Annotated in this window: 23 protein-coding genes and 1 pseudogene; 19 read left to right on the top strand and 5 right to left on the bottom strand. The window is 49.0% G+C overall.

What is annotated here, in order from left to right; genetic code table 11:
• From ACO0KV_RS05050 to ACO0KV_RS04995, 12 genes and pseudogenes are all read left to right on the top strand, one after another.
• Nucleotides 1-109 (top strand): annotated as a pseudogene (locus tag ACO0KV_RS05050) (IS5/IS1182 family transposase); the annotation flags it as partial.
• A 64-nt stretch (nt 110-173) separates the two neighbouring features.
• A complete protein-coding gene (locus tag ACO0KV_RS05045) occupies nt 174-680 on the top strand; it encodes a hypothetical protein (RefSeq protein ID WP_423040530.1) in 507 nt (168 codons plus the stop codon).
• Nucleotides 681-801: 121 nt separating this feature from the next.
• Nucleotides 802-1146 (top strand): DUF1840 domain-containing protein, encoded by a 345-nt coding sequence (locus ACO0KV_RS05040; protein WP_423040528.1) that lies wholly within the window; start codon nt 802-804, stop codon nt 1144-1146.
• A 3-nt stretch (nt 1147-1149) separates the two neighbouring features.
• Nucleotides 1150-2043, top strand: coding sequence for a lysophospholipase (locus ACO0KV_RS05035; RefSeq protein ID WP_423040526.1), 894 nt, complete (start codon nt 1150-1152; stop codon nt 2041-2043).
• 292 nt (nt 2044-2335) lie between these two features.
• The gene (rsmB, locus tag ACO0KV_RS05030) at nt 2336-3751 is read left to right on the top strand and encodes a 16S rRNA (cytosine(967)-C(5))-methyltransferase RsmB (protein WP_423040524.1); all 1416 of its coding nucleotides are present in this window, start codon (nt 2336-2338) and stop codon (nt 3749-3751) included.
• Between the two features lie 135 nt (nt 3752-3886).
• The gene (locus ACO0KV_RS05025; protein ID WP_423040522.1) at nt 3887-4474 is read left to right on the top strand and encodes a DUF4390 domain-containing protein; all 588 of its coding nucleotides are present in this window, start codon (nt 3887-3889) and stop codon (nt 4472-4474) included.
• A complete protein-coding gene (locus ACO0KV_RS05020; protein WP_423040520.1) occupies nt 4471-6825 on the top strand; it encodes a sensor histidine kinase in 2355 nt (784 codons plus the stop codon). The genes ACO0KV_RS05025 and ACO0KV_RS05020 overlap by 4 nt, the downstream gene beginning before the upstream one ends.
• An 86-nt stretch (nt 6826-6911) precedes the next feature.
• Nucleotides 6912-7634 carry a response regulator gene (locus tag ACO0KV_RS05015; protein ID WP_423040518.1) on the top strand — a complete coding sequence of 241 codons (723 nt, stop codon included), beginning with the start codon at nt 6912-6914 and terminating at the stop codon, nt 7632-7634.
• A gap of 21 nt (nt 7635-7655) precedes the next feature.
• Nucleotides 7656-8036 carry a GTPase gene (locus tag ACO0KV_RS05010; RefSeq protein WP_423040516.1) on the top strand — a complete coding sequence of 127 codons (381 nt, stop codon included), beginning with the start codon at nt 7656-7658 and terminating at the stop codon, nt 8034-8036.
• A gap of 182 nt (nt 8037-8218) precedes the next feature.
• Nucleotides 8219-8476, top strand: coding sequence for a BTH_I0359 family protein (locus ACO0KV_RS05005; protein WP_423040514.1), 258 nt, complete (start codon nt 8219-8221; stop codon nt 8474-8476).
• Nucleotides 8477-8666: 190 nt separating this feature from the next.
• Entirely contained in the window at nt 8667-9554 is an 888-nt protein-coding gene (gene xdhC / locus ACO0KV_RS05000) for a xanthine dehydrogenase accessory protein XdhC (RefSeq protein ID WP_423040512.1), read from the top strand.
• Entirely contained in the window at nt 9551-10579 is a 1029-nt protein-coding gene (locus ACO0KV_RS04995) for an adenosine deaminase (protein WP_423040510.1), read from the top strand. Before xdhC ends, ACO0KV_RS04995 begins: the two co-directional genes overlap by 4 nt.
• Here the strand turns inward: ACO0KV_RS04995 and ACO0KV_RS04990 are convergent.
• Nucleotides 10565-10693: a hypothetical protein gene (locus ACO0KV_RS04990; RefSeq protein WP_423040508.1), complete on the bottom strand. Its 129-nt coding sequence runs from the start codon at nt 10691-10693 to the stop codon at nt 10565-10567. The genes ACO0KV_RS04995 and ACO0KV_RS04990 overlap by 15 nt on opposite strands.
• A 127-nt stretch (nt 10694-10820) precedes the next feature.
• Between ACO0KV_RS04990 and ACO0KV_RS04985 the strand changes: the two genes are divergently transcribed.
• Nucleotides 10821-11198 (top strand): hypothetical protein, encoded by a 378-nt coding sequence (locus tag ACO0KV_RS04985; protein ID WP_423040506.1) that lies wholly within the window; start codon nt 10821-10823, stop codon nt 11196-11198.
• 42 nt (nt 11199-11240) lie between these two features.
• The gene (locus ACO0KV_RS04980) at nt 11241-11771 is read left to right on the top strand and encodes a DUF6985 domain-containing protein (protein WP_423040504.1); all 531 of its coding nucleotides are present in this window, start codon (nt 11241-11243) and stop codon (nt 11769-11771) included.
• Nucleotides 11772-11831: 60 nt separating this feature from the next.
• On the opposite strand, the gene ACO0KV_RS04975 is transcribed toward ACO0KV_RS04980, so the two are convergent.
• The 4 genes from ACO0KV_RS04975 to ACO0KV_RS04960 all read right to left on the bottom strand — a co-directional run bounded on the left by ACO0KV_RS04975 (nt 11832) and on the right by ACO0KV_RS04960 (nt 15335).
• A complete protein-coding gene (locus ACO0KV_RS04975) occupies nt 11832-12917 on the bottom strand; it encodes a porin (protein ID WP_423040502.1) in 1086 nt (361 codons plus the stop codon).
• Between the two features lie 155 nt (nt 12918-13072).
• Nucleotides 13073-13591, bottom strand: a complete 519-nt coding sequence (uraD, locus tag ACO0KV_RS04970) for a 2-oxo-4-hydroxy-4-carboxy-5-ureidoimidazoline decarboxylase (protein WP_423040500.1) — start codon at nt 13589-13591, stop codon at nt 13073-13075.
• Nucleotides 13588-14553, bottom strand: a complete 966-nt coding sequence (puuE, locus tag ACO0KV_RS04965) for an allantoinase PuuE (protein ID WP_423040498.1) — start codon at nt 14551-14553, stop codon at nt 13588-13590. The genes uraD and puuE overlap by 4 nt, the downstream gene beginning before the upstream one ends.
• A gap of 65 nt (nt 14554-14618) precedes the next feature.
• Nucleotides 14619-15335 carry a GntR family transcriptional regulator gene (locus tag ACO0KV_RS04960; protein WP_423040532.1) on the bottom strand — a complete coding sequence of 239 codons (717 nt, stop codon included), beginning with the start codon at nt 15333-15335 and terminating at the stop codon, nt 14619-14621.
• Nucleotides 15336-15596: 261 nt separating this feature from the next.
• On the opposite strand from ACO0KV_RS04960, the gene uraH reads away from it, so the two are divergent.
• The 5 genes from uraH (at nt 15597) to ACO0KV_RS04935 (ending at nt 20726) form a co-directional block, all read left to right on the top strand.
• A complete protein-coding gene (uraH, locus tag ACO0KV_RS04955) occupies nt 15597-15950 on the top strand; it encodes a hydroxyisourate hydrolase (RefSeq protein WP_423040496.1) in 354 nt (117 codons plus the stop codon).
• Nucleotides 15951-15958: 8 nt separating this feature from the next.
• Nucleotides 15959-17161, top strand: a complete 1203-nt coding sequence (locus tag ACO0KV_RS04950) for a urate hydroxylase PuuD (RefSeq protein WP_423040494.1) — start codon at nt 15959-15961, stop codon at nt 17159-17161.
• A 42-nt stretch (nt 17162-17203) separates the two neighbouring features.
• A complete protein-coding gene (gene alc, locus ACO0KV_RS04945) occupies nt 17204-18214 on the top strand; it encodes an allantoicase (RefSeq protein WP_423040492.1) in 1011 nt (336 codons plus the stop codon).
• A gap of 22 nt (nt 18215-18236) precedes the next feature.
• Nucleotides 18237-18731, top strand: a complete 495-nt coding sequence (locus ACO0KV_RS04940) for an ureidoglycolate lyase (RefSeq protein WP_423040490.1) — start codon at nt 18237-18239, stop codon at nt 18729-18731.
• Nucleotides 18732-19517: 786 nt separating this feature from the next.
• Nucleotides 19518-20726, top strand: a complete 1209-nt coding sequence (locus ACO0KV_RS04935) for a M20 aminoacylase family protein (RefSeq protein ID WP_423040488.1) — start codon at nt 19518-19520, stop codon at nt 20724-20726.
• The last annotated feature ends 9 nt before the right edge of the window (nt 20727-20735 follow it).

The raw sequence follows: 20735 nt of genomic DNA, 5'->3' as shown, positions 1-20735 counted from the left end.
CTTTGCTCACATCAAACAATTTAGGCGGGTTGCAACGCGATACGACAAACTCGCTGAACGATTTGCTTCATTTGTGGCAATTGCAGCTTCGATGCTTTGGTTAAAATAAATGTCAACACGCCCTAGTAAGCAATAGCAAGCGATGACGTCCAATAATTGGCTCAGGAAGTTATATGATAATAAAAAAGACACTATTAACGTCGTGCGCGCTCATCTGGCTTAGCCTGATGTCGGCGTGCAATCCTCAATTTAACTGGCGCGATATCCATTCAAACGATGCGCCATTTACGATTTTGATGCCCGCCAAACCCGATAGTTTTACACAACCTATTCTGCTCGCGGGAAGCAAACTCAGTATGACAATGACCGCTTGTGAAGTCGATCAACTGAGTTTTGCTGTTGGCAGTACCAAGCTGACCGATCTCGGTAATGCCAGTGATATTCTCGCAGCCATGCAAAATGGCATGATACGGAATATTGAGGGAAAAATCATCGATCAAGCAGCGCCCCCTGGGACCGTCATGCGGGTGCAGGGTCATCAAGGAAATGTCGAAGTTACCATGGCAGCGCGCTTTGTCTCGCGTGGGAATTGGGCCTACCAACTGATTGTCATTGGTCCACCCAAAAAAATGACGCCTGAAATCGTTGACACATTTATGAATTCCTTCGTCGCAAACTGAAACACCACGTCATCTGATTTGGGATTATCATAGGCTGTATGTATTCCAGCGCACGGAGCGATATTCGCTGGCGCTGGCTTGCGGTGCGCCTAGCAACATTACTCGTCAAAGGAAACAGATTATGCTCATTACGTTTAAATCTAAAGCAGCAACTGAAGTAACGATGTACAAAGAACACGCTCGCCGTATTCTGGATATTCTGGAAAAAGACGTTGAGCGCGGCATTATCACAGCCGCAGAACTGCCACAGGCAATCGAAAAAATTGAAGCGGCCGTCGCCGATAGTAAAGCGCACCCGATTTCTGATGAAGTTAGCCGCGATGTTAGTGCCCACCATAATGAAAACGGTGATGACAACGAACATGAACAACCACAGCGTGTCAGCTTTGCAACGCGGGTATTCCCCGTACTGGAAATGCTTCACGCAGCCAATAAAATGCAAAGAGAAGTCATGTGGGGCATATAACCCATGACCGCGCATATTGAAAACACCCTAGAATTTTCGCTTTGTGCGGACGACGAAACCGCAATTTTTGTGCGCGACTGGCCATTAGCAAGAAGCGACACCCCGGGCCAAACAGGGCCTGCAGAAGGTGTGCTGATCATGCATGGACTTGGTGAGCATTGCGGCCGGTATGCTCACGTTGCGCGCTTCTTCAATGCCCTTGGCTTCATTGTCCGTACCTATGATCACCGCGGCCACGGCCAATCTGGCGGTCGGTCCGGTGATGTTCCTGACGATGCAGCGCTTTTACGTGATGCCGAATTGGTGATCAATGATTTTCGTCGGCAGTTAGACGGTCCACCGATATTGCTCGGGCATAGTATGGGTGGTTTGTTTGCTGCCTGCTTTGCGACTGGCGCTATTGCGCCGATCAAAGCACTCATCTTATCGTCACCGGCACTTGCCATTGATATGTCTGGATTGCAACATGGTTTTTTACGTTTTGCCAGTGCGGTCTTTCCTGGTCTTGCGATTCCGAATGGCTTAAAGGCGCATTTTCTGTCGCACGACGCCGAAGTGGTCTATGCATACAAAAATGACAAGCTAGTGCATGGAAAAATCAGTGCACGTCTTCTCAACAGTATGCTTAACGCCATGGATTTCAGTCTGCAGCATGCCTCCGGACTGAAAGTGCCAATATTGTTGCTAGCAGCACTCGATGATCACCTAGTCAATCCAGAAGGAAGCAAACTATTTTCGGGCGTCTGCTCGCCACAATGGATGACAGCCCATCTGTATCCTGGGTTTTATCATGAAATTTTTAATGAACTAGAAGCAACAAAAGTGTTTGACGATATCCGCACCTGGTTGGAAGTGCAGCACTTATCTCCCATCAGAAGCGAGTCGCCGACGGTCTGACCATTACAGCGCTGAATCGATCATTTATTTGCACTATTGCTGCTCTTTTTTACTTCGTTTTTTTCTTTTCGTTCATTTCGTTACGCAATTCCTATTTTTAACAGCGTATTTTTCTCATCCAGCGTGCGAACGATGTAGCGTGAACGTCGGATGAATTAGCAGTATAGGCATGTTGGCTGGTACACTAGCGTTGTACTGGTCACAAAATAACACCACCAGTGGTGACTGGAATACGTCGTCAGCAGCGCGTAGGTCGCGCACCGCATTACATTGGTAACAATAAAATACTCCTATGCAAGAACGTCCAAGAAAAATCCTCGGTAAGCCCGCCAATAAACCAGCGCACAAACCTGTCACACCCTCTCCACTCGTTGTGCCAGAACTACAAGCAATAGATCTCAAGCCTGATTCACTCGCTTTTAGTTTGATTGGCGCCGCCCAAACGGTAGCGTATGTGCTTGAAGGGACTGCCTTGCCACAGGCTTTACTGAAGGTATTTTCGCAAACGAATGCATTACCCCAAGCACGTGGCGCGATTCAGGATATTTCTTACCGGACAATGCGCCAAGTCGGCCGTGTCGATGCTTTACTCAAAGCAATGACTAATAAAACGCCGGAGCCGGCGTTGTTATACGGTTTGCTTTGCTGCTCACTGACTTTACTGGTCAGTAACGAGGGTGAGGCTGCGCCTTATGAAGAATTTGTCGTCGTAGACCAAGCAGTGACGGCAGCGACCTCCAGTCCGCACATGGTGTTTGCAAAGGGCATGGTGAATGCCGTTTTACGACGCTTCCTGCGCGAAAAAGACGAATTATTAAAATTGGTCATGAAACAACCGGCAGCGGTATGGAATTATCCACAATGGTGGGTGGACCAGACCAAAACAGCCTATCCGCACGAATGGCAAGCGATTCTGACTACGGGTAATCATGCGCCACCGCTGACTTTGCGCGTCAATCAACGCAAAACGACGACGGCCGCCTATCTCGAACTACTGACCAACGAACAAATCGCCGCCAGTCAAATTGGTCCCTACGCCATCCGTCTGACCAAACCGATTCCGGTCACACAGATTCCTGGCTTTGAAACTGGTTTGGTTTCAGTACAGGACGCCGCTGCACAATTGGCTGCGCCCTTACTTGATGTCGAGCCTGGTATGCGCGTGCTCGATGCCTGCGCCGCTCCTGGTGGTAAAACCTGCCACTTGCTGGAATTGGCCGATCTGGAGTTAGTCGCACTCGAAATCGATACGGCGCGGATTCAGAGAATTAATGAAAACCTCGATCGTCTGCAATTATCGGCAATGGTCAAACAAGGCGATGCCACCCGTTCCGGCTGGTGGGATAACAAACCGTTTGACCGAATTCTGGCCGATGTGCCCTGCACGGCATCGGGGGTCGTACGTCGGCATCCGGATAGTCGCTGGCTCAGACGTAAAACAGATACCGCGCAACTCGCCGCCCTGTCTTCACGGATTCTAGATAATTTGTGGCGCATGCTGGCACCAGGCGGCAAGATGCTAATGGTGACATGCTCGATCTGGCCACAGGAATCAGAAAAACAAGCGCAAACCTTCGTTGAAAGAAATGGTGCCATTCGCCTTGATGCACCCGGTCAATTATTACCAACGATGGCCAATTCGTCCGATGCAAACAACGAACATGACGGTTTGTTCTACGCCTTGTTCCAAAAACCTGTCCAAAGCTAACTAAATCGAGAGCTTCACGTTATCATTTAGTCTGACGTCGGTTTTACCGCCAACCATGAGCGCAAGTGATCGTGTGTGCGGAACAAATCGACGCCAGTCCTGTCATTATGACTCCCGATTTTATTTTCTTATTGCATGCGCTTTCGACTAACAGCACCGTTACGCCAATTCATGCTGACAATGATGTTAGCGGTATTGGCCGTGCTCGTCGTTCCGGCAGCCCATGCAACAGAAGCGGAAGTCACTTCAGCAAAACTGGAAGCGACAGATGAAGGCTACCGGATTTCTGCGAGTTTTTCGTTTGAACTTAGTCGCGGTCTGGTTGATGCTATTGCCAAAGAGATCCCCTTATCCTTTACTACCGAAGTCGAACTGACACGTCCACGCTGGTACTGGTTGGATGAAAAAACAATACGTTCCATACAAACCGTCAGGATTGCTTACAATCCTTGGACCAGAAATTACACTGGCACCATCAATAACGGTTTACAGCAAAATTTTGCGACGCTTGAAGATGCGTTAGCACTCGTGCTACGCCCGCGCCGATGGATCGTTGCTGACAAAAGTAGTCTGACACCCGGCGCCATTTACAATGTGGGCGTCAAACTCAAGCTTGATCTGAGTTATCTGCCAAAAACCTTCCTTATCACCTCACTCAATGATAGTGACTGGCGCTTCTCTTCAGATTGGAAACGCTTTACTTTCAAGGCCGAAGAAAAGTGACGAAATTTTTGCGGTATGCCTTAATTATCGGCGGAGCTCTCATGAGTATCCTGCTGTTTTTACTCACCACCGCAGCGGATAATTCAGCACGCTTTGAGCATTACTATGGCTGGCTACTCGGAGCCAATGCGCTGGTCGCATTAGCCTTGCTGGTCTTAATCGCTACCCTCCTGTTACGCCTATTTAGTCGTTTCCGCAGCCGTGAGTTTGGCTCACGACTGATGACACGCCTGGTCCTATTATTTGCACTGGTTGGCATTTTGCCGGGGACCGTGATTTATATGGTATCGGTGACGTTTGTATCGAAATCGATTGAATCGTGGTTTGATGTCAAAGTGGAGTCTGCGCTCGATTCAGGTAAAAATCTCGGACTCAGCGCTCTCGATTTCCTGCTTGCGGACCTGAAAACTAAAGCGCGTGATATGGCAGGCGAATTAACATCCCCGTCGAGCTCCTCTGCACTAACCCTCTCGCGCTTACGTGAACGAGCTGGTGTCCAAGAAGCCTGTATCGTCAATAGCCGAGGTCGGCTGATTACTGCAGCCAACCAGAACTTTGATCATTTGGTACCGGAACTTCCTACCGCTGACATGATACGTTCAGCACGTAGTTCGCGGATTTATGCAGCGACGGATGAAAAAATTATCGGCGAAGAAGACCATCATCCAGAAAATGACGCTGCAACCAACGGTGCCAAACGGCCGGTTCTTGCCCAGGAACCAAAAAAAATCCTGCGCTCACGGGTTGTTATTAAACTTGAAAATAGTGACAGTGGACTCTCTTTTCAAAACGACACGTATTATCTGCAATTAATTCAGCCCGTTCCTGCCAGCATTGCCATGCACGCCGAGGCCCTACGTAACGCATCGAGTGAGTATCAGGTCCGGTCATTAGGTCGTGGCAGCCTGAAAACCATGTATATCTTTACCCTGACATTAACCTTGCTGCTGGCTATTTTTGCAGCGATCACGAGTGCATTCCTGATTTCGGGACAACTTGCTCGCCCCTTACTACTGCTCGCAGAGGGTACTAAAGCTGTTACTGAAGGTAACTTTTCGCCGCGTCCTATCGTCGCAAGCTCAGATGAACTGGGTAGCCTGACGCAGTCATTTAACACCATGACAAGGCAATTATTTGATGCCCGGGCAGCAGTTGAAAAAAATCGTAACGAACTAGAAAATGCCAAAGCCTATCTCGAGTCCGTCCTGGCAAACATGTCGGCGGGCGTGATGGTACTCGATCAGGCAGGACATCTAGTCACCTGTAATGAGTCGGTAGAACGGATTTTACAACGTCCTCTTGAGGCAGAAATTGGCAAATCTCTGAGCTCCATTCTCGGTATGAGTGAGTTTGCAACAGAAATTGATAAAGCATTTTCAGCGCAGCAAGCACAATCGGCGGCTGGTGGTAAAGACGGTCAAGAACAGCACTGGCAACAACAAATCGAAGTACCCCGTCCTGACACGATTAACCAGCAACCGCCCGCAGCAGATGCCATGCCCAATGACGAGAATGCCAGCATTACCTTGCTGGCACGCGGTTCCCACTTACCGGTTGGATCAGGCAATGGCTACGTGATTGTGTTTGACGATATCAGCAATATTATTTCCGCACAGCGTTCTATTGCCTGGGGTGAAGTAGCGCGGCGACTAGCCCATGAAATTAAAAACCCGTTGACGCCAATCCAATTATCGGCTGAACGCCTACAAATGAAGTTGCAAGATAAACTCAATGAAGTCGATGTGGCGATTTTGAATAAAAGCACAACGACAATCGTCAATCAGGTTGCATCAATGAAACGCATGGTCGATGATTTTCGTGACTATGCAAAGACGCCACCCGCTGTTTTATCTCAGCTCAATCTGGGTGAACTGATTGATGAAGTCTTACACTTATACTTGGCAGGGGACGACCGCGATATTATTCAGCTGAGCATGGCACCGGATTTACCTAAAATCATGGGCGATGCAACACAATTACGTCAGGTCATTCATAATTTGTTACAAAATGCACAGGATGCCGTGGCGGATAGCCCACATTCAGACATCTCGCCACGCATCGATGTGATCACTGAAGTTGTAAGATACAACACGAAAGGAACTGACGTTCAATCGGCAGTCCGTCTGTCAATCATTGATAATGGCCCTGGTTTTTCTAAAAAAATTCTGGCCAGAGCTTTTGAACCATATGCAACATCCAAGCCACGCGGCACCGGTTTAGGTCTTGCAATGGTCAAAAAAATCATCGACGAGCACGGCGGTAGAATTGATATTCAAAATCGTACTGATACAAACGGTGCAAAAGTAGCGATTTTACTGTTAAAGTTAGCACCGGAATCAAAAGCAAGTTGAGTCTGCAGGTAGTCACCTGACATCTTCACAGAAAGGTGCAGGCATCAACAAGGAAAAAATCATAGGGGCGGTAATAGGGTAATTTTATGGCAAATATTCTGGTCGTAGATGATGAAATGGGTATCCGAGAATTACTTTCGGAAATTCTCGGAGATGAAGGGCATGTCGTACAACTAGCTGAAAATGCACATCAGGCGCGCCTCGCCCGTCAGGAAGCAAAACCTGATCTGGTGTTGTTGGATATCTGGATGCCCGATACAGATGGTGTAACGCTGCTCAAAGAATGGCAACGGGATGGTCTATTGACGATGCCAGTCATTATGATGTCTGGTCATGCAACAATTGACACCGCAGTTGAAGCAACACGGATTGGTGCACTCAACTTCCTGGAAAAACCAATTGCTTTGCAAAAGTTATTAAAAGCAGTACAACAGGGTCTGACTCGGACACCAGAACCGACCCGTCCTGCCGTGCCACCTTTACGTGTGATCAGTGGCGATCACAACAGTAGTCAGAGTCATTCGCATCACCAGCAAGCGTTAACTACTGGCTACGAAAGCAGATCGTTTAACGTACCAGCTACAGCGACAGTGGCGCCCGTCAATCAATTTGCCAGCCTGTCATTTGACCTGCCATTACGCGAAGCGAGAGACGCATTCGAGCGGATTTATTTCGAATATCACTTGAACCGTGAGAGCGGCAGCATGACACGGGTCGCAGAAAAAACTGGCCTAGAGCGCACGCATCTGTATCGTAAATTGAAACAGTTAGGTGTTGAGTCTGTGAAATACGCCAAGCGCGGCGAATAACCGCTTCTTGTCCAGCTATTCATGTCTGAACGCATACCGCTGACGATCGTCAGCGGTGCTGACTATGCCCAAAGAGAAGCTACGATCTGGCAGGCGGGTGCTTGTTTTCTGGATAGGCATGGTAGTGATTCCCGCATTGCCGTTATCCTCGAAGGTTTACCTTCCGGAAATTTCCTCTTTCTTCCATCCGCACAAATTAACATTCAAAGAATTGCTCCCGGTTGTTTTTGTTGTATTGGCAATCTGACCATGCGCGTCACCTTAAATCGCCTCCTGCGACAGAAAATACAACACCTGTATCTTGGCGTCGCCAGCGCTGAACATCTGCAAAATCTCCGGGAAACACTGCAACAAGCACCCTATGATCAGTTGTTACTGGAAGAATCGATCATTTACTTGTAGACTAAAGCTGTAGCGAATTCTGTCGTTACTGTAAATAAACATGCACTTCGTGAGAGGGTCTGTTGCTACTTGCCTCTTTGCATCAGTACCGATCATCTTATCTCACTTGAAATCCGCTGCCATAAGCACCATGTCCGGTTAAACCGAGGATTTTTTTCCTCTTGCCAGAAAGGATGCACAAAATGAATCTCATCTATAACAGCGAGCATTACAGCGTCGTCGAATACGGAGCAGACGCTGACCACGAAGCGCTACGTTTTGGCGGCTATGAAATTACTGATAAAGCCGTGCATCGTGAATGGTTCATTGCAGGATCAAGAGCGATTGATTTCCGTAATGACGTCACCCAATTGATCGCCAGCGAGCCAACTGTCGAGGAAATTGATGAATTTCTTGGGCAATATGATGCATCGATGGCGCAACCCGTTTATTTCCATTAATCCATACAAAAGCACGACGTTTCACTATCTTCTGGATCAGCCAAACAGCACGCCTTGTCTTTTGGCAAGGCGGCTAAACGGTCAGATACTGCTAACGAAATAAGCAGCATCAGCGCGCGTATATGTTCTCCACAAAGCAAACTGCTATCGTGGACTTATTCGCCTTATTTGCCGTTACGGAGTCCATGATATGCAAACGACAAGCACCAATTGGCTGGAAAGCTTACGCCGCCTGACGCCTGCTGATAAAGCGGTATTGATTACCGTCACGGCAGTCAAAGGGTCTACGCCGCGTGGCGCAGGGACACGGATGCTGGTGACTGCGAACACTCAGTATGACACCATCGGGGGTGGCCATCTAGAATGGAAAGCGATCGCCAGTGCCCGTTTGTGGCTGGCAGAAACGAGCGCTGACGCCACACCACGCCATATTGATCTCTCACTGGGACCTAGCCTCGGTCAGTGCTGTGGCGGTGCGTTAAGTCTGTGCTTAGAACGTGTTGATTGCTGGAGCTATCAAGATCTGCAACACAAACTCCATGATTACCAACAAGAACAGGCAAGACTACCGCATTTGTACTTGTTTGGCGCAGGCCATGTTGGCACTGCGCTGGTTAATATTTTGCAATATGTTCCGTGCCGTATTACTTGGGTCGATGAACGTGATCATCTTTTCCCGACAGAATTACCGGACAACATCATCACCGAGGCCACCGACACCCCAGAAGCAGTCATCTCCAGCGCAGATAAAGACGCCTACTTTCTAGTTATGACCCACCATCACGGCCTCGATCTGATCCTGAGCGAACATATTTTGCGACAACCGGACGTGGCGTGGTTTGGCCTGATTGGATCAAAAACCAAACGGGCCCGCTTTGAGAACCGCTTGCAGGAACGTGGAATAGGCCAACATCAGCGACCAAACATGGTCTGCCCCATCGGTGTTTCTGGTATTAGTGGCAAAGAACCGGGCGTGATTGCCGTCGCTGTCGCCGCACAATTATTGCAACTCTGGGCGAAGCGCCCTACACTCTCGCCCATCGCAACGCTAACAAGAATAAGTGACGCCACCCTATGAGCACCTCATTACACGATTTCATCCGCCATTTACCCAAAGCTGAGCTGCATTTGCATATCGAAGGTTCTTTAGAACCAGAACTGATGTTTGCCCTCGCTAAAAAAAATCAGGTCAAGCTTCCGTATGCCAACGTCGAAGAGGTCCGTGTCGCTTACGACTTTGCCGACTTACAGTCATTTCTGGATCTGTATTATGCGGGGGCAGCAGTACTGCAAACGGAACAGGATTTTTTTGATCTGACGCATGCCTACATCCAACGCGCGCTAGCCGATCAGGTGCGTCACGTCGAATTATTTTTCGATCCACAAACCCATACAACCCGCGGCATTGCTATTGAAACCGTCTTTGCCGGTATCGCCCGCGCGTTGCGTGAAGCCAAGGCGGAACATGGTTTTTCTGCCAGCATGATCTTGTGCTTCCTGCGCCATCTGAGCGAAGAAGATGCCATCGCCACCCTCGAAGCCGCCTTACCTTTGCGTGATGACTATGCAGACGTATGGATTGGCGTTGGTCTCGACTCGTCTGAAGTTGGTAACCCGCCTGAAAAATTCGCTCATGTATTTACGCTGGCGCAAGCAATGGGTTTCCATCTGGTGGCGCACGCAGGCGAAGAAGGACCGCCCGCCTACATCCACGGCGCACTCGACGTCTTACAAGTCGAGCGAATAGATCACGGTGTCCGCGCCGAAGAAGACGCAGCCTTGATGGAGCGTTTACAGCAAACACGCATGCCGCTGACTGTCTGCCCCTTATCGAATCTGAAGTTATGTGTCGTTAAAGATTTACGCGAACACAACATCGCTCGCATGTTACGCGACGGTCTCTGCGTCACCATTAATTCGGATGATCCGGCGTATTTTGGTGGCTACATGAACACCAATTTCATCGCCACAGCCGATGCATTGGACCTGAGTAAAGAAGAACTGGTACAACTCGCACGCAACAGCTTTGAAGCAGCATTTGTATCCGACGAGCAAAAGCAAGTCTGGTTCGATGAACTCGATCTCTATCTAAAAAACACCTGAGTAGTTGTGTGGCAGCTTTAGCATCGGTTTTGCTGTTTCCAATGCGTTGTTCGCTTGAGACAACGCATTGGCAGGTTGCACCCGCCCTACGACTTTACCGAGCAATAAGCTCATACAGAAACCAAAAATCCCCCTCAAAAAAATTGATAAAATACAACGCATTTCGCGTAGTAACAGATTCCACCCCGCGAACCCAAAGCCTCACCAAAGGCAACTCAACTTCATTAAAAAAAGGTTACTTGTGCCTCGAACCCGGATTATCCTTGCCGCCGTGACAGCAGTTGTGTATGTTGCTGCTGTGGTCGGCAACTCCCTGCTCAATCTTGCAGGTAACGCAAACCACCTGAGTATCAACATCAATTTCAACCAACCTACTCTCTGGCTGATCGCCCTCCTTGGTCTGCTGATCGCCTTTGGCCTGTTGGGCAGGTATGCGTGGGCGTGGTGGCTGGGAATGGCAGTGTGCGTGTTTCAGTTATATCGTCTGGTCAACCGTATGGTCAGCCACTATAGTTTGTCGCATTTGCCAGGCTTGCACGTCTTTTTGTTGTTTGGCTTATTGGTCATTTTTCTGCTGTTACTGATCTCACCCAAAGCAATGGCTTCGTGTCATCGCTAGCGATCCATCATTTATTCATTTCACTTATTTATTAGGACTGCTATGCACATCGCTCCGCTCGGACCACTTACAGAAGAGACAGAAAACGACTGGCTGATCAGCGCACCGGTTGCGATCCCGGCACTGAACGGTCATCAGTGTGAGTTTTTGATCGAAGGCTACCCTGACGACCCTCGTCAACAGGAGTTCAGTGACGCCATCACACATTTTCTGGAACTCGATCACGAAATTTTGCTTGGCGTTGAAGATGAGATTTTTGCTTATTACAAGGACTGTGTACAGTTCGCCAAAAGCGAAGGCAATGAACTAATTTCCATAGAGGCCGCGGATCAGGTCTGGAAGCATATCCAGTTTGGTGATGAGGTTCTGGTGTGCCGCCGTCAGAGTGGCGATCAGGGTGTGTATGTGTTACTGGAATGCGATTGCGACTGGAATGAACTGGAAGGTCTGCAAATCGTATTTAAAAATGGCCAGACTATTAACAAGCTCGGCCCGTTTGATGACTTTCTGAGCAATGCCGATGTCTACGGTGTTCCGGAACTGGAACGCGTCATTTACCAAAGCCGCGGCTAACTCTTAGTAAGCAAAATAAAATCCCCATCAGGCTCGATGGCAAACTGATGGGGATGTCAATCAGAACTTGTGACGGATACCAACAGCGACGCTGCTTGCACGATCGGCAGTGTTGATTTTGTCGCTCATCGCAACAGCATACACGTCAGTACGTTTGGACAAATCATAGTCGTAACCAGCGGAGAATGTGTCACGGCTCAGATCTGCACCAACTAGGCTGCCTGAACGTTTTGTATCCGCAAACGCCAACAACACGTTACCACCAGCCGCTGGCACTTTCGCGCCCAAGCTGTAGGTTTTGTCTGTCATTGCGGCACCAGTGCTGCTATCGTTTTTGCTGGATGAATACGTCGCAAACAACTTAGCAACGCTCAGATCATAGCTACCACCAACAAAGTAAGATTTTTGGTAGTTGATGGAAGCGTAGTTAATTGGTGTGCTGGTTGCATCAACGATCGCGCCTGGTGTTGGGTTCGCTACTTGTACCTGATGGTAGTAAGCAGTCAATGCCAGAGGACCATTGAAGTACAGCACGTTAGCGCCAACGTTATTGACACCAGTTTTACCAGCTTGCTCACCTGCTTGATAGTGGATGTTCGCTGTCAGGCCATTGAAGCTTGGTGTCGTATAGATGATTTCGTTGCTCCAGCCAGAGTCAGCAGCAGAAGAATTTACCCATGTACGTGCACCGAAATTACCGTTTGGTACCCAAGTATGCAAGACCAATGGTGAGAAGTTGAACGAATCGCCAAACGGATTAAAAATCACGACTGGCAAGAAGTTAGGGGACAAATTACGGCCCAGAGATACTTTACCGAAATCACCAGACAAGCCAACGTTGGCATCGCGGGAGAACAGCGTGTCGCCAAAAAAACGGCCAGACTGACCATTGTCTGCTTGCAAAAAGCTTGTCAAAGCGAAATCGACTTTCAAGCCGTTGCCGATGTCTTCAACGCCTTTAAAACCCAGCCATGACGTCGTCATACCACCACTATTGACGGAAAGTTTGCTGCCTGTGTCGCCACTGTATTTGATGGAACCAGCGGACACATCAACCAAACCTTGAACAGAGACGGTAGACTGCGCCAGCGCGCTCCCTGCCGCCAGCGTTGCCGCGACTGCGACGACCAGACTATTGAATTTCATTTTCATCATTCTTCCTTTATCTAGGTGGTAAAAAAATTCTGTCGCAGCAGCGCGCAACGCGCTTGGCAAATCTGGTTTTCTCTCTGGAATGGCGAAATTTATTCTGAGTCAGCATCGTTCCGGAAGCCAGACTAGGATCAGACCCAGGCTCAGCCTCAGGAGTTGATTAAGTCAGCAAGTCGAAAGCCGCCAATCCGTACAATTTGTTCTATGCATTCCTGCATTTCAGTGATGCGGTCTGCATGGAGCCGCTGCGTGAAGTGCCGGATAATACTTTGTCTGTTATGTCCTCGTACAGCAATGATGAAAGGAAAGCCAAATTTCTTATTATATTGATCATTTAAACGTTGTAATTCCGCGAATTCTTCGGGACTACACTGATTCAATCCCGCACCACGTTGTTCACGCGTTGACTCTGCTGTTAACTCTCCTCGGACTGCTGCTTTACCTGCCAGTTCCGGATGGGCGCGAATGAGCGTTACGCGTGCTTCTTCATCCGCCTCACGCACGGCTCGTGCCATCGCCGAATGCAAGTCATGGATACTCAAAAACGGCCGTTGTCCGACAACTGCCTGCGCCACCCATGGAGAATGCTCAAAAATACCGCCCAACACCTCGACAAACTCTGCTTCCGGCACAAGGTTTAATGTCGCTAACCGGTAGGTCATACTCATACTAATTCTCCTGTCTTTTTCACAGCAGAATACGGATGTGTTGCCATCCAGTGCTGCGCAATATCGATACGACGACAGATCCAGACCTTGTCATGCGATTGCACGTAATCCAGAAAGCGCTGCAAAGCTCTGAAACGGCCTGGTCTTCCTAGCAAACGGCAATGCATCCCTACCGATAACATCTTGGGGGCATTGTCGCCGTCAGGATCACCCTCGGCATACAGCACATCAAAACTATCTTTTAAATACGTAAAAAACTGCTCACCCGTATTGAAACCCTGTGGGGTAGCAAAACGCATATCATTACTATCCAAGGTGTACGGCACTACCAGATGTGGTTTCACCTCACCTGATTGCGTACTGACCTCGGTCCAGAATGGCAAATCATCGCCATAATAATCGGCGTCATACGCAAAGCCCCCATGCTCTACCACCAGTCGGCGCGTATTCGGTGAATCACGTCCGGTGTACCAGCCTAAGGGCGCACTCCCCGTCAGCTCACGCATGATCTGTACGGCTTGTTGCATATGCTCGCGCTCGATTGCCTGATCCAGATTCTGGTAATGAATCCAGCGCAGGCCGTGGCAAGCGATCTCATGACCAAGTTCTGAAAACGCCTTTGTCAGTTCAGGATGACGCTGCAAGGCCATCGCGACACCAAAAATCGTTAATGGTAAGTCGCGCTTTTCAAATTCACGCAAAATCCGCCACACCCCAGCGCGGGAGCCGTATTCATAAATCGATTCCATCGACATATGCCGCGCTTCATACGCTGCAGCGCCAACGATTTCGGATAAAAACTGCTCCGATGCTTTGTCGCCATGCAGAACACAGTTTTCACCGCCCTCTTCATAGTTCAATACAAATTGCACGGCAATCCGTGCCTGCTGTGGCCATTGTGCGTGTGGCACGTGGTGGCCATATCCAATCAGATCGCGCGGATAAGCTGAGATGATTGTCATTCGTCTTTATTCTCCATCAATGTCAGAACGTCGTTGCTGATACCGTCGGCATAAGCCGCTACCGATCAGCCACGTTGTCCGAGTACCGCTTTTAAATCAAAACTTTTTCCAACATTTTTTGGGGTACGACAAGCGCATTGATGCAAATGTTGTGCCATTTCATGCAGCGCCGATTTTTTATCGCGGCGCTCTAATGCTTCCAGTACTTTGAAGTGTTCATCAAACGAGCAAGGACGTGTACCTGGCACCTCGTTACTGGAGATCATTAAGGTCGTGCGAGACACTAACCGGCGCAGCATCTCGACCAATAAATCATTACCGCTCATTCTTGCCAACTCGATATGAAAATCTGCCGAAAGCCGGATCCATTGTGCACGGTCACCTTGCTGATACGCGTCACGTTCGCGCTCAACCATCTGACGCAGTCCAGCCAAGCCATCAACATCGGCTTGCACTAGCACTTTTTCTAATGCCAGCTCTTCGAGGTTCTGGCGCAGCTCAAACATATCCCGCGCCTCTTTTTCACCCGGGCTGGCAATAAATGCACCACGATTGGGCTCCAAGTCGACTAATCCATCGGCGCATAATTGATTTAACACCTTGCGTACCCCGTGGCGCGCCATGCTGTATATCTGGCTCAAAGATTGCTCAGTTAATTTTGTCCGTGCAGGCAAACGATGGTCCATGATGGCATCGTAGATGTCGCGGTACATGCGCTGTTCTTTTTCAGCGTTGTCGGCGGTGTCGAGGTCGTTAGAGTTGCTGCTATTCACAATGGTAATTGTCGATTTATTCACTGTTGTACTGCGAGGTAAGCACGTCAGGATAACGGAGTGACGCGTTTAATTTATCTCGTATTTAATCATAATTGTCGACAATATATAAATAGTAAGTGACTAAAATTTAAATTTCTGTTGCGAAAATAGTCTTAAAACTCTTTTTTAACAATGAGTTATAGAATTTTTGTTTGACACGCTGTTTTTAAACGACTTAAGATTGTCGACAATATTGCTTAATTATTTAAACAAAAACAGAGGAGTAGTATGGGACGTCTGACGACGCATGTACTCGACACAGCCCACGGCAAACCAGGGCAAGGGATACAGGTACGTCTGTACCGTACGGATGGCGGCCAACGGCAATTGGTCTGTGAACGCCTGACCAATGCAGATGGTCGCTGTGATCAGCCTTTATTGGAGGGAGACGCCTTCACTAGCGGCATTTATGAATTAGATTTTGATGTGGGCAGCTATTTTCAGGCACTCGGCATCCGTCTGACTGAACCTGCGTTTCTGAATATCGTCACTTTACGGTTTGGCGTCGCGGATGCCACCCAACATTATCACGTGCCCTTGGTCACAACGCCTTGGAGCTACTCAACCTATCGCGGTAGTTAGGAAGATTCATGGAAGCGTATTTATTCGATTGGGCCAATCTATTATTACGTTGGCTGCACGTGATTGTGGCGATTGCGTGGATAGGCTCGTCATTTTATTTTGTCTGGCTCGACAACCATTTAACGCCACCTACCGATGAACAACTGCGCCAGCAAGGAGTTGGCGGAGAATTATGGGCGGTACATGGCGGTGGATTTTATAATCCGCAAAAATATCTCGGAGCACCGCCGCGGTTACCAGAACATTTGCATTGGTTTTATTGGGAATCCTATAGTACCTGGTTGTCAGGCTTTAGCTTGTTCACCTTAGTCTATCTGTTCAATGCCCGCACTTACCTGATCGATCCCTCCGTTGCATCGTTGACGCCGACAATTGCCGTGGCAGCTGCTTTAGGTTTTCTGGCCCTGGGCTGGGTTGTCTATGACTTGATGTGTCGTTTGTTCGGCAAGAATGAACGATTGCTCTCTGCGTTGATTATCGGTTATGTGATTGCCGCTGCGTGGGGTGCTTGTCATTTATTCTCTGGACGCGCTGCATTTCTGATCATCGGCGCCATGATCGCCACGATCATGAGTGCAAACGTGTTTTTCTGGATCATTCCGGGACAACGCAAAGTGGTCGCCGCAATGAAAGCAGGACAACCAGTTGATCCTGTACATGGACAACGTGGCAAACAGCGTAGCGTACACAACACCTACTTCACGTTACCAGTCTTGTTTGCGATGCTCTCTAACCATTACAGTATGACCTACAGCGCCAGCAACAATTGGGTCGTCCTGGTGTTAATGATGGTCGCTGGCGTGCTAGTCAGACAGTTTTTTATTCTGCGCCATAAAGGGAAGACACAGCCTATTTACCCAGTACTGGCGCTTACCATTCTGGCTGGCGTGGCGGCATGGATTGCCCCGAAACCTGTCGCTACATCAGCGACGACGGGTACCATCAACCAGTTCGCTGAGGTACAGCACATTGTGCAAGCACGCTGTATCCAATGCCATTCATCGCATCCCAGCTTGATCGATAGCCCAGCGAAAGGATTGATGTTTGATCAGCCCGGCATGATTGAAGCAAAATCGCAGCTGATTTATCAGCAAGTGGTACAACAAAAAATGATGCCCTTGGGCAATCTGACGAATATCACAGACGAAGAACGCGCAGTCATTGCGCACTGGGTAGAAAGCGGTGCAGCACCAGCTCCCGTTCAACCGTAAATCTGTCAAAAAATATACCGACTCCTCTATTGAAAGCAGCTCATGGCAACGATTACTCTCGACCCCAATGCACCTGAATTTACCCGTCGCTACCCTAACCTTGCTGACCCGCGTTTAGGTGCAACAACCATGGCTTGCAGCGATGATTTTTTTGCTGAAATGGCGCGGATGCTCAATCCGGAACCAGCCGTATTTATTCCCGGAAAATACGATACCAACGGTAAATGGATGGATGGCTGGGAGTCCCGTCGCAAGCGCGTCAATGGCTATGACTGGTGCACACTCAAACTCGCGCGTGCTGGCGTGTTGAAAGGCGTTGATATTGATACCAGCCATTTCACAGGGAATTACCCACCTGCCGCATCACTAGAAGGCGCCTTTATCGCCAACGGTGAACCAGATGCGAACACGGTCTGGCAGGAAGTGCTGCCATCGGTCAATTTGCAGGGTAACAGCCATCATTATCATGAGATCACGCATCCTGGCGCGTTCACGCACTTACGCCTAAACATCTATCCAGACGGTGGCGTGGCACGTTTTCGGGCGTACGCGCAACCAGAAAACGACTGGGCCGCAGCAGACCGCACCAGCTTGTACGATTTAATTGCCATGGAAAACGGTGGCTATGTTGTTGCCACGAACAACCAACACTTCGGTCTGGCGTCCAACCTGCTTATGCCAGGTCGCGGCGTGAATATGGGCGATGGTTGGGAAACCCGTCGTCGACGCGAACCAGGAAACGATTGGTGCATTATCGCGCTGGCTCATCCTGGCATCGTCGAAAAAATTGAAGTCGATACCTGCCACTTTAAGGGCAACTTCCCAGACAGCTGCTCCATTCAAGCGGCTTCCATGGCAGGTGGCACTGACACCTCTCTGATCACGCAATCGATGTTCTGGCCAGTGTTGCTGCCGCAGCAAAAACTGCAAATGGATCATCAGCATTATTATCAGCAAGAAATCCAATCACTCGGCGCGATCACACATATCCGAGTGAACATCTTCCCTGACGGCGGTGTATCGCGTTTGCGTTTGCACAGCAGACTGGTATAAATTCATCCCCAGAAAGCGCATCATGCCTACCCTGACTATCCAACCCCTGACCCGAGAAGCCTTCGCCCCTTTTGGTGAAGTCATCATGCTTGAAGGCGCGCGTCGTTACTCCATCAATCAGGGAACGACCGAGCGCTTTCATGCATTGGCAACCGCCGATACTCACGCTCAGGATGGCAAAACTATCCTCAGCCTGTTTCGCGGGCAACCACGACACTTGCCATTGGCCATCACGGTCATGGAACGGCATCCGTTGGGCAGTCAGGCGTTTGTTCCCATCACCACCAACGCTGAAAATGACTATCTGGTCGTCGTCGCCCCACCCGGAGAGTTTGATCCGAGATTGATGCAAGCCTTTATTTGCAAGGGTTTCCAAGGAATCAATTACGCCCGAGGCGTCTGGCACCATCCGCTAATTGCGTTGCATCAGGTGAGTGATTTTGTTGTTATGGACAGAATGGGCGAAGGATTCAATTGCGACGAAGTAACGCTCGATGGAAGCTGGGTCGTTGGCTAGCAGGGAAACGGCGGGAAGTAAAAGGATGTACAGATAAAAAAATAGCCCGCTTGAGGCGGGCTTAAATCCAAACCCTTAGGAGGTATTGGAGGAGACAGGTGTAACTATATCGCAGCGCAACAAATACACCAACCACTATTTTTGCATATCAATCATTCACAAAACGAATATCTAATTTGCACATTCATTTCCACGCAGAAATGTTTGCATCACATGATCAAGTGCGCCATCGACATCAAATTCACGATCCCATTCTGCACATAAACTTAAAAAATTAATCAGACACCCTGATGAGTATTGGGGCTGGGACATTTTTTGTCATTTGACTGACTTGCATATTTTTTATTAACAGAAACAAAATAACAGGTCTGTGGATAATCAGCATGTCACGCGATCGCCGTAGGCAAAAAAAAACCCGCTACCTAACGGCTGCGGGTTAAATCCAAACCTTAGGAGGTGTTGGAGGAGACAGGTGTAACTATAGTGCAGCGCAACATAGCTGTCTGCTTTATTATTCGTATACCGCTCATCACCGCCATGTATAACTGTATTTTAGGCAAAATTTACGCTCGGCTCATGTTCTAGTCATCATCATTGGACAAAGCCTGACGAGGCACTACACAGTAAGACACAGAATCTGGTATCGTTCTTGATATGGTTCTTATTGACACTTCCATCGCACAAGCTGGTGATGTACCGTGATGGCTAACAAAATAAAATGTTGTGCAATGTTGTCGCGATTTCTAAAAAATTGGCTATTTACAACAGCACAATGCGGAGACTGCAATGCAACTGATTGACCCTATTATCGAATTTCAACATGAAATTCAACAAATTCGCCGTGATATTCACGCACATCCAGAACTTTGTTATGAAGAACACCGCACATCGGAAGTCGTTGCCAATAAACTGCAAGAATGGGGCATCACTGTCGTCAAAGGACTGGGTGTTACAGGCGTAGTGGGCATCATCAAAAATGGCACCAGCGAGCGAGCCATCGGCTTACGCGCCGATATGGATGCGTTACCGATGCAAGAGATTAACAGCTTTGCCCATACCTCCCGTCATGCCGGAAAAATGCATGCTTGTGGCCATGATGGTCATACTGCGATGCTTCTCGGTGCGGCGCACTATTTATCCCAGCATAAAATTTTCGATGGCACCGTCTACGTCATTTTTCAACCGGCTGAAGAAGGTGGTGGTGGCGCGAGAGCCATGATCAAGGATGGCTTATTTGAAAAATATCCCATGGAAGCTGTGTTTGGAATGCACAACTGGCCCGGCGCCGCCGTCGGCAGCTTTGGTGTCACACCGGGCCCGATGATGGCCTCATCAAATGAGTTTTATGTCACCGTCAAAGGCAAAGGTGCCCATGCCGCTCAACCGCATAAAGGCATTGACCCTGTGATGGCAGCGATTCAGATTGCACAAAGCTGGCAAACCATTGTCAGTCGTAACGCCAGCCCGTTGGAATCGGCCGTGTTATCCGTCACACAAATTCATGCTGGCAGCGCCACCAACGTCATTCCTGACGAGGCCCAGTTAATCGGTACCGTACGCACTTTCAGTACAGGGATGCTTGACATGATAGAGCAGCGCATGCGCAAGATCGCAGAGCACACGGCAGCAGCCTTTGATGCCGAGGTCGATTTTACGTTTAAACGCAACTATCCGCCGCTGATTAACCACGCCAAAGAAACCGCATTTGCAACGGAAGTCATGCGCTCTGTCGTGGGCGCGGACAAGGTCGATGCACAAGTTGAACCAACCATGGGCGCTGAAGATTTTGCGTTTATGCTGCAAGAAAAACCGGGGTGCTATGTCTTTATTGGTAACGGTGACGGCGAACATCGCGACATCGGTCATGGCCTTGGTCCCTGTAACCTGCATAACCCCAGCTATGACTTTAACGACGATTTGTTACCCATCGGCGCCACCTATTGGGTGCGGCTGGCAGAAACTTACTTGAAAAAAGCCGATACGGTAGCCATCTAAAGTGCACAG

Origin of the sequence: Undibacterium sp. RuRC25W (genome assembly GCF_049339825.1) — a bacterium.
GTDB lineage: Bacteria > Pseudomonadota > Gammaproteobacteria > Burkholderiales > Burkholderiaceae_D > Undibacterium.
The sequence above is the reverse complement of the archived record's forward strand: the minus strand, read 5'-3'. Positions and strand labels throughout refer to the sequence as shown.